The sequence below is a fragment of the Pseudoxanthomonas mexicana genome (genome assembly GCF_001556105.1).
GTDB lineage: Bacteria > Pseudomonadota > Gammaproteobacteria > Xanthomonadales > Xanthomonadaceae > Pseudoxanthomonas_A > Pseudoxanthomonas_A mexicana_A.
Genome location: NZ_LSIF01000051.1, coordinates 46,032 through 58,068 on the forward strand (window position 1 = coordinate 46,032; position 12,037 = coordinate 58,068).

The window sequence follows — 12,037 nt, forward strand, 5'->3', positions numbered from 1 at the left end:
TGCCCTACACTTGCGCACCTTTTCCGCGGTTCCACGCCCGTGAGCGCTGAAATCCCCGCCATCCCCGGCCGTCGCGCCGCCCTGGTCTTCATCTTCATCACGGTGCTGATCGACATCCTGTCGTTCGGCGTGATCATTCCGGTGCTGCCGGGGCTGGTGCGCCAGTTCACCGGTGGCGATTTCGTGCAGGCCGCGTGGTGGGTGGGAACGTTCGGCATGCTGTTCGCCGCCATCCAGTTCATCTGCACGCCAATCCAGGGCGCATTGTCGGACCGCTTCGGTCGTCGGCCGGTGATCCTGCTGTCGTGCCTGGGCCTGGGCATCGACTTCGTGTTGATGGCGCTGGCGCAATCACTGCCGTGGCTGCTGGTGGCGCGCATCTTCTCCGGCGTGTTCTCGGCCAGCTTCACCACCGCCAACGCCTACATCGCCGACATCACCGCGCCGGACAAGCGCGCGCAGGCGTTCGGCATGATCGGGGCGGCGTTCGGCGTGGGCTTCATCATCGGGCCGATCGTCGGCGGCCAGCTGGGTGCGATCGACCTGCGCCTGCCATTCTGGTTCGCAGCGGGACTGGCGCTACTCAACTTCCTCTACGGCTGGTTCGTGCTGCCGGAGTCGCTGCCGAAGGAGCGCCGCACACCGACATTCGATTGGTCGCACGCCAACCCGATCGGCTCAATGGCGCTACTGAAGCGCTATCCGCAGGTGTTCGGGCTGGCGGCCGTCGTGCTGATCGCCAACCTGGCGCACTACGTCTATCCCAGCGTGTTCGTGCTGTTCGCCGAGTACCAGTACCGCTGGAACGAGCAGCAGGTGAGTTGGGTGCTGGCAGCGGTCGGTGTCTTCAGCGTGATCGTGCAGGCCGGGCTGGTCGGCCGCGTGGTGCCGAAACTCGGCGAGCGGCGCACGCTGCTGTTCGGACTGGCGTGTGGCGTGGTCGGCTTCTTCATCTACGGCATCGCCGACGTGGGCTGGGTGTTCCTCATCGGTCTGCCGATCAGCGCGCTGTGGGGGCTCGCGGGTCCGGCGACGCAAGCCCTGATCACGCAGCAGGTGGGCGCCGACGTGCAGGGCCGCGTGCAGGGTGCGCTGATGAGCCTCGTCAGTCTCGCCGGTATCGTTGGCCCGATGATGTTCGCCGGTACGTTCGCACTGTTCATCGGCCAATCAGCGCCGGCCCACGTACCCGGTGCGCCGTGGTTGCTGGCGGCCGTACTGCTGGCCATCGGCTGGTTGGTGGGATGGCGGTTCGCACGACCACCGCACGCGGCGACAGCCGGATGAAAGAAGGCCGCCCGAGGGGCGGCCTTCTTCATGGCGTCGCCGCGACCGATCAGTCGTTCTCGACGTGGACGATCTCGCCGGTGTTGGCGGCCAGGTGGATCTCGACATCGTTGCCGTCGGTGCGCTCGGCCTCGGCCTTCCACACGCCGTCATCGAAATCGACGTCGTGGATCTTGGAGTAGCCGGCCGCGGCGAGCTTGGCCTTGACGTCATTCTCGCTGAGGTTCGACACCAGCTTCTCGGCGACAACATCGCCGGTGGCCGGATTGATACGCACGTCGACACGTTCACCGTTGGCGCTGGTGGCATCGGTTTCCCACTGGCCATCCTCGAAGTCGAGATCATCGACGTTGGTGTAGCCCTTCTCGCTCAGCAGCGCGCGCACCTGCGGTTCCTTCAGCGCATCCTTGCCTGCAGTCGGCGAGGGTGTCTGCGCGAACGCAGCGCCCGACAGTGCGGCCAGCGTGGCGAGGGCCAACAGACGATGACGAAGACGAAGGATCTGCATGGGGTTCTCCTGCGAGGGTGGAGCGGAGATCCTGCCCGCGCTCGCATCACCTGCAGGTGAATATGTGGTGTTCAAACTGAACACTCCACGCCGCGTTCACCTGCATGAGAACAAGCGGAATTGCGTCGGAAGACTCAGCTTCGACGCAATACCAGCAGGGTGACGACGCCCGCCACCAGTCCACAGAACGCCGACCCGATGCCACCCAGCGACAGCCCGGATGCAGTGACGAGGAAGGTCACCAGTGCCGGTTCGCGCTCCGCTTCCTCGCGCAGCGCGGCGGCGAGGCTGTTGCCGATGGTGCCGAGCAGCGCGATGCCGGCGATGGCAAGGATCAGTTCCTTCGGGAACGCCGCGAACAAGGCGGCCACCGTCGCACCGAACAGGCCGACGATCAGGTAGAACACGCCGGCCGCGATGGCGGCGACGTAGCGCCGCGACGCATCTTCATGCGCCTCGCGTCCCATGCAGATCGCGGCGGTGATCGCGGCGAGGTTCAGTGCGAACGCACCGAACGGCGCCAGCAGCAGGTTGGTCACGCCGGTCCAGCCGACGACGGGCGAGATCGGAATCGCATAGCCGGATGCGCGGATCACCGCCACGCCGGGCACGTTCTGCGAGGCCATGGTGACGATGAACAACGGCAGCGCGATGCCGACGACAGCGGCGAACGAGAAGGTCGGCGTCGTGAAGATCGGTTTCGCCAACTGCAGCGACAGGCCGTCCACGTGCAGCAGGCCGAGCGCCGCCGCGAACGCGATGCCGACCAGCAGCGTCAGGATCACCGCGTAACGTGGCAGCAGCCTGCGCGCGAGCAGGTAGACCGCGAACATCGTCAGCACCATGCCGAGCTGCGTCTTCATGGAGGCGAAAGCATCGATGCCGAAGCGCAGCAGTACGCCGGCCAGCATGCCGGACGCCAGCGACACCGGAATGCGGCTGATCATGCGCTCGAAGAAGCCGGAGAAGCCGCATACCGCGATCAGCAACGCCGACAGCAGGAAGGCGCCGGTCGCGTCGGACAGCGGCAGTCCCGCCGCGCTGCTGATCAGCATGGCCGCGCCGGGGGTGGACCATGCCGTCACCACCGGCATGCGGTAGCGCAGCGACAGCCCTATGCAGGTCAGCCCCATGCCCAGGCCCAGCGCCCACATCCACGAACTGATCTCTTCCGGCGATGCGCCCAGCGACTGCGCCGCCTGGAACACGATCACCGCCGAGCTGGCGAAGCCGACCAGCACGGTGACGAAGCCGGCCGCAATGGCGGACAGCGAAAGGTCTTTGAACAGATGGCGGGATGTAGTGCTCATGCGCTCTTGCCGTTCCTGTAGGAGCGACGTAAGTCGCGACCGCGAGAATGGAATGATCTTCGCCGCTTGCCGGAGGGAGTCACGGGAGGTTCCGGCGTGCGGCCGCGACTTACGTCGCTCCCACAACGGCCAACCTCTTGGACACTGCCTCGCACCAGCGGCGCGCGACGGCCAGTGAGGTGGTGCAGACCGCCTCGTCGGTCACCGTGGTCACCGCGCGCTCCAGCAGCTGGATGTCGGCTTCGTGCTGGCGTGCGACGTGCGGATCCTCGAAGAAGATCACGCGCTGGCAACGACGCTCCAGCACGCGGTCGGCGATCTGCGCGTCGCCGCCCAGCGGACCGCTCTGGAAGCGCTCGACCCACGGCGTGTCCTGCGGCCAGCCGCGGCTCCACGCGAGTTCGTTGAGCCGCTGACCGGTGGTGCCCGTCGCCATGCGATGGGCGAAGCGCGAGAGCACGTCGAAGTGGAGGTCGGCGAAGGCCAGCATCTGCGGCTTCATCGCATCGTGGGCGATCAGCGCCAGCGTCTGCGACTCGAGTGCGTGGAACGGGTCGGCATTGCGGTCCGGGGCGAAGCCGGCGTGGATGCGCTCCATCTCGATCCAGTCGCGTGCCGAGGCAACGGTCGACAGGAACGGCTTGCCATGGATCACGCACTGGCGTTTCAGGGCGGTCGCTTCGGGGAAGATCGAGGACGGATCGACCGGATCGATGAAGTAGATCGCGCCGTCGAGGCTGCGCTCGGCTCCTTCCAGCCCGACCACTTCCGCGACCAGCTTCATCAGTCCGCCATCGCGGCCGTACGGGTAGCGCTTCAACGCGTCGAAACCGCGCAGCATGCCGGCGGCGGCGATCGCGTCATGCGTGCGACCTACCGCATGCAGGCCGAGCTGCAGTTCCCGGATGCCCGATTCGCAGGCGCGCAGCCAGCGGAACAGCGCGGCGTCTTCGGTGTGGTGATGCAGGCGGTTGGCAGCCAGGCCCAGGCGCATGCGACGTCGTCGTTGAAGGGGGAACGTCAGTCTAAGCCAAGCGCTGCGGGCCTTGCAGGATCAGGCAAGCAAGCGGAGGGAATCGGCATTGTCCGTCACAGGTGGCCGACTAGAATGACGGTCTATCCCCCAACCGGAAAATTCCATGAGTGCTGCCCACGGCTATGCCGCACGTTCGTCCGACCAGCCGCTGACCGCGTTCGCCTTCGAACGCCGCGAACCCGGTCCGCAGGACGTCCGCATCGAGATCCTCTATTGCGGCGTCTGCCATTCCGACCTGCACACCGCGCGCAACGAGTGGCAGAACACCCTCTATCCGTCCGTACCCGGCCACGAAATCGTCGGCCGCGTCACCGCCGTCGGCAGTGGCGTGCAGGCGTTCAAGGTCGGTGACATCGCCGGCGTCGGCTGCATCGTCGACAGCTGCCGCACCTGCGCCTCCTGCCAGGAGGGTGAGGAGCAGTACTGCGAGAACGGCTTCACCGGCACCTACAACGGCCCGCTGTTCGGCGGAGAGAACACCTACGGCGGTTACTCCGACCAGATCGTGGTCGACGCCAAGTACGTGCTGAGGATCGCGCACGACGAAGCGCAGCTGGCCGCGGTCGCGCCGCTGCTGTGCGCCGGCATCACCACTTATTCGCCGCTGGCGCACTGGAAGGTGGGACCGGGCAGCAAGGTGGGCGTGGTCGGCCTCGGTGGCCTGGGCCACATGGCGGTGAAGATCGCCAAAGCGATGGGTGCCTACGTGGTGCTGTTCACCACGTCGGAACGCAAGCGCGAGGACGCGCTGCGCCTGGGCGCCGACGAAGTCGTCGTGTCGAAGGACGACGCGCAGATGGCGGCGCAGGGCAACACGCTCGACTTCATCGTCAACACGGTGGCGGCGCCGCACAACCTGGATCCGTTCCTCAATGCGCTGAAGCGCGACGGCACCCTGGCCCTGGTCGGTGCGCCGGACCAGCCGCATCCGTCGCCGGGCGTGTTCAACCTGATCCTCAAGCGCCGCTCGATCGCCGGCTCGCTGATCGGCGGCATCCGCGAAACGCAGGAGATGCTCGACTTCTGCGCGAAGCACGGCATCGTGTCCGACATTGAGACGATCCGCATGGACGAGATCAACACCGCCTACGAGCGCATGCTGAAGGGCGACGTGAAATACCGCTTCGTCATCGACATGGCGACACTGAAGGCCTGATCAGCCCGGGCAAAGAAAGAAGAGCCGGGCATCGCCCGGCTCTTCCGTTTCAGGACAGCAGCAGCGTCGCGATGCTGCCCGCCGCATCGCGGCCTTCGGCCACCGCAGTGACGACGAGATCCGCACCACGCACGGCGTCGCCGCCGGCGAACAGCTTCGGGTGTGTGGTCTGGAACGGCAGGCGGTCGCCGCCGCCGGCGACGATGCGGCCGTTCGGCGTGCCTTCCACGCCCACGTCCGCCAACCACGCCGGCACGCTGGGCGAGAAGCCGAATGCGATGATCACCACGTCCGCTTCCAGCACCGACTCGCTGCCCTCGATCGGCACCGCGTTCTGGCGGCCGCGCTCGTCGGGTTCGCCCAGCTTCGTTTCCACCACCTGCACGCCGGCGACGGCACCGTCGTCACCCGCCACGACGGCGAGCGGCTGGCGGTTGAACAGGAAGCGCACGCCTTCTTCGCGCGCGTTCGCCACCTCGCGCGCGGAACCGGGCATGTTGGCTTCGTCGCGGCGGTACGCGCAGGTGACCTTGGCCGCACCCAGGCGGATCGCGCTGCGCACGCAATCCATGCCGGTGTCGCCGCCGCCGAGCACGACCACGCGCTTGCCCTGCAGGTCCGGCAATTGCAGCTTGTCTTCCCAGCCGGCGATCGGCCGACCCCATGGATCGTTGCCGCTGACGACGCGACCGTTCTGCACCAGGAAGGGCAGGGCCGGCAGCACGCCACCGAGATCCTGCCCAGGCAGGCCACCGTCGGTATAGCGATAGGCGCCGGTGCCGAGGAACACGGCGTCGTACTCCTCGAGCAGTTGCGCCAACGTCAGGTCGCGGCCGATCTCCACGCCCAGGCGGAACTCCACGCCCATGCCTTCCAGCACCTCGCGGCGCTGCGCGATGACGCTCTTGTCGAGCTTGAAGCTGGGGATGCCGAACTGCAGCAGGCCGCCAATCTGTTCGTAACGATCGTAGACCACGGCCTGGATGCCGGCGCGCGCCAGGCGGTCCGCGCAGCCGAGGCCCGCGGGACCGGCACCGATCACCGCCACGCGCTTGCCGGTCGGCTGCACGTCGCTGAGGTCGGGACGCCAGCCGTTGGCCAGCGCGGTGTCGACGATGTACTTCTCCACCGCGCCGATGGTGACCGCGCCGAATTCCTCCAGCGTGCAGCTGCCTTCGCACAGTCGGTCCTGCGGGCAGACGCGTCCGCAGACCTCCGGTAGCGGATTGGTGGAATGGCACAGCGCCGCGGCTTCCTCGATGCGGTTCTCCTGCACCAGCTGCAGCCACTGCGGGATGGCGTTGTGCACCGGGCACTTCCAGCTGCAGTACGGATTACCGCAATCCAGGCAGCGACCGGCCTGGTACTGCGCGTCGTCCTTGCCGAACTTGCCGTACAGCTCGCCCCAGTCGCCACCCGTGCGCAGTTCCAGCGGGATGCGCTGCGGCATCGTCCGCGGCAGGTCGAGGAACTGGAATACCTGCTTTTTACTCATGGCAGCTCACCTGCAACGTCGCGCTGGCTCTCGTAACGAGAGCCCCCTTGGTAAGGGGGCGCCCTGAAAGGGCGGGGATCGGAAGCACATAGCGGGGCCCGGTGTTCGCGAAGCGAACGCTGGGGCGATTCGTGCGCAGCACGGAGAGCGCACTCATGCCGCGCGCCTCAGGGTCTCGTTCAACGAGTCGATGCTCGCCGCCTTCGGCTTCACCAGCCAGAACTTGCCCACGTAGTCGCGGAACTCGTCGAGGATCTGCTGCGCCCAGATGCTGCCAGTCAGTTCACGGTGGCGGCTGACCAGCGTGTGCAGGTGCTGGCGGTGGCTCTCGAAGCCTTCCGGGCTGATGCGGTGGATGTCGATCAACTCGTGGTTGTAGCGGTCGACGAAATCGCGGTCCAGGTCGAGCACGTAGGCCAGGCCGCCGGTGAAGCCGGCGCCGAAGTTCAGGCCCACCTTGCCCAGCACCAGCACGATGCCGTCGGTCATGTACTCGCAGCAGTGGTCGCCCGCGCCTTCGATCACCGCCAGCGCGCCGGAGTTGCGCACGCCGAAGCGTTCGCCCGCGCGGCCGGCGGCGAACAGTTCGCCGCCCGTCGCACCGTACAGGCAGGTGTTGCCGATGATCGGCGTGTTGCGTGCCTCGAAGCGCGCGCCGCGCGGCGGACGCACCACCAGCCGGCCGCCGGCCATGCCCTTGCCGACGTAGTCGTTGGCTTCGCCTTCCAGTTCCATCTGCAGGCCGCCGGCGTTGAACGCGCCGAAGCTCTGTCCCGCCGTGCCGCGGAAGCGCAGGTTGAACGGCGCGTCCGCCATGCCGTGGTTGCCGTGCGCGCGGGCGATGGCGCCGGACAGGCGCGTGCCGATGCTGCGGTCGGTGTTGTGGATCAGGAAGCGATGGTCGCCACCGCTCTTCTTGCGGATCGGTTCCGCCAGCAGGCCGTCGAGCTGCGTGGCCAGGCTGTCGGGCGATTCGTACAGGCGCTGCGCCGCGCAGCTGCTGCTGTCGAACTGTGCGCCCTTCAGCAGGCGCGACAGGTCGACGCGCACGCCTTCGCGCGGCGAGGCATCGATCTGCTGCAGCAGGTCGGTACGGCCGACGATCTCGTCCAGCGACGTCGCACCGAGGTACGACAGCCACTGCCGCACTTCCTCGCTGAGCAGGCGGAAGAAATTCTCCACGCGCTCGGGCATGCCGGTGAAGTACTGCGTGCGCAGGCGCTCGTCCTGCGTGGCCACGCCGGTGGCGCAGTTGTTGAGGTGGCAGATGCGCAGGTACTTGCAGCCCAGCACGATCATCGGCCCGGTGCCGAAGCCGAAACTGTCCGCGCCCAGCAGCGCCGCCTTCACCACGTCCAGGCCGGTCTTCAGGCCGCCGTCGGTCTGCAGCACGGTGCGGTCGCGCAACTGGTTGACCACCAGCGCGTGGTGCGCCTCGGCGATGCCGAGCTCCCACGGCACGCCTGCGTAACGGATCGAGCTGACCGGACTGGCACCGGTACCGCCGTCGTGGCCGGAGATGGTGATCAGGTCGGCGCCCGCCTTCACCACGCCCGCGGCGATCGTGCCGACACCGGCATGGCTGACCAGCTTCACCGACACCAGCGCGGTCGGATTGACCTGCTTGAGGTCGTAGATCAGCTGCGCGAGGTCTTCGATCGAATAGATGTCGTGGTGCGGCGGCGGCGAGATCAGGCCGATGCCCGGCTTGGCGTAACGCAGCCGCGCGATCAGTTCGTTGACCTTGTGGCCCGGCAGCTGGCCACCCTCACCGGGCTTGGCGCCCTGCGCGACCTTGATCTGCAGCACTTCCGCATTGACCAGGTATTCCGGGGTCACGCCGAAGCGGCCGGACGCGACCTGCTTGATCTTGCTGCGCTTCTCGGTGCCGTAGCGCGCGGGGTCTTCGCCGCCTTCGCCGGAGTTGCTGCGGCCGCCGAGGCGGTTCATCGCGATGGCCAGCGCCTCGTGCGCTTCCGGCGACAACGCACCCAGGCTGATCGCGGCACTGTCGAAACGCCGCAGCAGGTCGGACGCATCCGCCACCTGGTCCAGCGGCGTCGGCACGTCGGCCTTCTTCAGTTGCAGTAGGTCGCGCAGCGCGGACGGCGGACGCGAGTTCACCGCATCCGCGTACGCCTGCCAGTCGCGGGCATCGCCGCTGCGCGTCGCGCGCTGCAGCGTCATCACCACGTCCGGGTTGTACATGTGGTACTCGCCGCCGTGCACGTACTTCAGCAGGCCGCCGACCTCGGGCGACTCGCGCTCGTTCCAGGCGCGCGCATCCAGCTGGCGCGCTTCCAGATCGAGACGCTCGAAGCCGACACCGCCGATGCGCGACGGGGTTTCGGCGAAGCACAGGTCGACGACGTCCGGATCGAGGCCGACGATCTCGAACAGCTGCGCGCCGCGGTAGCTGCTGATCGTGCAGATGCCCATCTTCGAGATGATCTTCGACAGGCCCTTGTAGACGCCCTTGCGGTAGCTGCGGCCGATCTGCGCCTGTTCACCGCCCTTCTTGATCTGCAGGATGCCGCGACGACCCAGGTCGAACAGGGTCTGGTAGGCGAGATAGGGATACACCGCGGTGGCGCCGACGCCGATCAGGCACGCCATGTGGTGCGGATCGCGCGCCGTGCCGGTCTCCACGATCAGGTTGGCGTCGCAGCGCAGGCCGACCCGACACAGGTGGTGGTGCACCGCACCGGTGGCCAGCAGCGCATGCGCCATCGGCCGGCCCGGCTGCGGATACCGGTCCGACAGCAGCAGCATGACCTCGCCGTCGCGCGCGGCCTGCTCGGCTTCGCGACAGATCCGCTCAAGGCCGGCCTTGAGGCCTTCCTCCGGCGCGTAGGACAGATCGATCAGACGGTTCTTCTCGACGTACTGCGGCATCTTCAGCAACTGCCGCAGTTTGCGCTGGCTCAGCACCGGCGAATTGAGGATGACGTGGTTCACCGTCTCCGCGCCGGCGTGGAAGATGTTGGTCTCCCGGCCCAGCTGCGTGGTCAGCGACATCACGCAGTCTTCGCGCAGCGGATCGATCGGCGGGTTGGTGACCTGCGCGAACGCCTGCCGGAAGTAGTCGTACAGCGGCCGCGTCTGCCGGCTCAGCACCGCCATCGGCGTGTCGTCACCCATCGAGCCGGTGGCTTCCTGCTCGGTTTCCGCGAGCGGACGCAACACCTGCTCCACTTCCTCGGTCGTCAGCTGGAACAGCTTGTGGTAACCGCGCAGCGTCTTCTCGTCGAACGGCTCCTCGACCAGCGACGGGTCGATCAGTTCGGTCTGCAGGTAGGTGACGCCCTGCTGCAGCCATTGCTTGTACGGTGCGCGACCGCGGTTGATCCGGTCCACCGCGTCGCTGTCGAGCAGGTCGCCGCGACGCAGGTCGATGGCCATCATCTCGCCCGGACCCAGCTTGCCCTTGCGGGTCACGCGTTCGGCCGGCACTTCCCACACGCCGGCTTCGCTGGCGACGATGAAGTGGCGGTCGCTGGTCAGCATCCAGCGCGCGGGGCGCAGGCCGTTGCGGTCCAGCGTGCAGGCGGCGTAGCGCGCATCCATCGTGACGATGCCGGCGGGGCCGTCCCACGGCTCGGTATTGAGGCCGTAGAACTCGTAGAACGCGGCCAGGTCGGCGTCCTTGAATTCCAGCGACTGCGTGGCTGGCGGGACCAGCACGCGCAACGCCTGGATCAGTTCCATGCCACCGGCGACCAGCAGCTCCAGCATGTTGTCCAGGCTCTGCGAATCCGAGCCGTGCATCGAGATGACCGGGTCGAACTCGCCGATGTCGAAGCGCGGCGTCTTCCACACCTTGCTGCGCGCCTGCGCCCAGCGGCGGTTGCCTTCGATGGTGTTGATTTCGCCGTTGTGCGCCAGCAGGCGGAACGGGTGCGCCAGCGGCCAGCGCGGCAGCGTGTTGGTCGAGAAGCGCTGGTGGAACACCACCGCGCTGCTGGCCAGTTCCGGACGCTGCAGGTCGGTGTAGAACGCCGCCAGCTTGTCCGGCAGCACCATGCCCTTGTAGCCGATCGAGTGCGGCGACAGCGTCACCACGTAGAAGTCGGGCACGCTGATGCGCAACTGCTGTTCGCTGCGGCGGCGCGCGAGGAACAGCGCCAGCGCGAAGGGTTCGTCCTTCTGCTCGTCGCCGGCCTCGACGAACACCTGCTCGATGCGCGGCAGCGTGTCCTTGGCCAGTTGCCCGCACACGCCGTCGTTGGTCGGCGGGAGGCGCCAGCCCTTCACGGTGACGCCGGTGCGGAACAGTTCGGCTTCCAGCGTGGCGCGGCACTGCGCGGCCTGCGCCTCGTCGTGCGGCAGGAATACCAGGCCCGACGCGAAGCGCGCACCGAGCGCGATGTTCGCTTCGGTCGCGAGCGCGCGCAGGAAGACATCGGGTTTGCGGATCAGCAGGCCGCAGCCGTCACCGGTGAGCCCGTCGGCGGCGACGCCGCCCCGGTGGGTCATGCGCGACAGCGCAGCAATGGCGGTATCGACCAGCGCGCGCGAGGGCTGGTCGTCGAGTTGCGCGATCATGCCGAAGCCGCAGGCGTCGCGTTCGTCGTTCGGGTCGTACAGACCGTTGTCAAAGCCGCCTTGGCGATTGCGAGGGGCCATGTGTTGCCTCAAACCGGAGTGACGGCGACACCGTGCCCTGCCCACGCAGCGGCACTTCGAAATGTCACCGGAAACCCGACTAAATCACAGTTGTTGCGATGCCGCAACAGAACCTATTGCGCGCCAGTGGTTGGTTGCAACGGCAACTTTTTCCCGTGCATCCCCGCCGATTCTTCGCGCATGAAAAAACCGCCTGTGCAGGCACAGGCGGCTCGTCATCGAAACCTGTCGTGTCGCTGTCAGCCGCAGTTGACCGACGTCGCCACGCCCTTGTCGTCGAGGATGACGTTCAGGCGGTTCGGATTGAAGTCCATCGTCGCGGCATCGCCGGGTTTCAGCGCACGGACGGCCCCGGACTTGCTGTCGTTCTTGGCCTGCTCGATGTCCTTCTCGCCCGCGGCCTTGCCGATGATCCACTGCGCCTGGGTGTCGTCGCAGGTACCGGCGAGCTCGGTGGGTGCCGGCTCCGCGGGTGCGGGCTCGGCGGCTTCGGTGGCGGCCGCCTGCGATTGCTCGGCGGCGGCGGTCTGTTCGTCGGCGTCGGGCGAAGAACACGCAGCCAGCGACAGCGTCAGCAGCAGGGCGGGAATCGCGGCTCGGATCATGTGGAACTCCGGAA

General features: G+C 67.4%; 8 protein-coding genes. 2 read left to right on the forward strand and 6 right to left on the reverse strand.

The genetic code is table 11. From position 1 onward, the window contains the following. Window positions 1–39 precede the first annotated feature (39 nt). Complete coding sequence (locus AX730_RS08160; protein WP_062354599.1) at window positions 40–1,287, forward strand: TCR/Tet family MFS transporter; 1,248 nt, start codon at window positions 40–42, stop codon at window positions 1,285–1,287. A 49-nt stretch (window positions 1,288–1,336) separates the two neighbouring features. Here the strand turns inward: AX730_RS08160 and AX730_RS08165 are convergent, their stop codons facing one another. The 3 genes from AX730_RS08165 to AX730_RS08175 form a co-directional block, all read right to left on the reverse strand. Then, window positions 1,337–1,795 carry a PepSY domain-containing protein gene (locus tag AX730_RS08165; RefSeq protein ID WP_062354601.1) on the reverse strand — a complete coding sequence of 153 codons (459 nt, stop codon included), beginning with the start codon at window positions 1,793–1,795 and terminating at the stop codon, window positions 1,337–1,339. 134 nt (window positions 1,796–1,929) lie between these two features. Beyond that, complete coding sequence (locus AX730_RS08170) at window positions 1,930–3,105, reverse strand: benzoate/H(+) symporter BenE family transporter (RefSeq protein WP_062354603.1); 1,176 nt, start codon at window positions 3,103–3,105, stop codon at window positions 1,930–1,932. A gap of 109 nt (window positions 3,106–3,214) precedes the next feature. Beyond that, entirely contained in the window at window positions 3,215–4,099 is an 885-nt protein-coding gene (locus AX730_RS08175) for a methylglyoxal synthase (RefSeq protein ID WP_062354608.1), read from the reverse strand. A 145-nt stretch (window positions 4,100–4,244) separates the two neighbouring features. On the opposite strand from AX730_RS08175, the gene AX730_RS08180 reads away from it, so the two are divergent. Further along, window positions 4,245–5,297 (forward strand): NAD(P)-dependent alcohol dehydrogenase, encoded by a 1,053-nt coding sequence (locus AX730_RS08180; protein WP_062354612.1) that lies wholly within the window; start codon window positions 4,245–4,247, stop codon window positions 5,295–5,297. A gap of 49 nt (window positions 5,298–5,346) precedes the next feature. Here AX730_RS08180 and AX730_RS08185 read toward each other — a convergent pair whose 3' ends face one another. The 3 genes from AX730_RS08185 to AX730_RS08195 all read right to left on the reverse strand — a co-directional run bounded on the left by AX730_RS08185 (window position 5,347) and on the right by AX730_RS08195 (window position 12,023). Then, on the reverse strand, window positions 5,347–6,792 hold the full coding sequence (locus tag AX730_RS08185) for an FAD-dependent oxidoreductase (RefSeq protein ID WP_062354615.1): 1,446 nt from the start codon (window positions 6,790–6,792) through the stop codon (window positions 5,347–5,349). Window positions 6,793–6,945: 153 nt separating this feature from the next. Beyond that, a complete protein-coding gene (gene gltB / locus AX730_RS08190; RefSeq protein WP_062354618.1) occupies window positions 6,946–11,418 on the reverse strand; it encodes a glutamate synthase large subunit in 4,473 nt (1,490 codons plus the stop codon). Between the two features lie 239 nt (window positions 11,419–11,657). Further along, entirely contained in the window at window positions 11,658–12,023 is a 366-nt protein-coding gene (locus tag AX730_RS08195; protein WP_062354621.1) for an I78 family peptidase inhibitor, read from the reverse strand. Window positions 12,024–12,037: the final 14 nt, after the last annotated feature.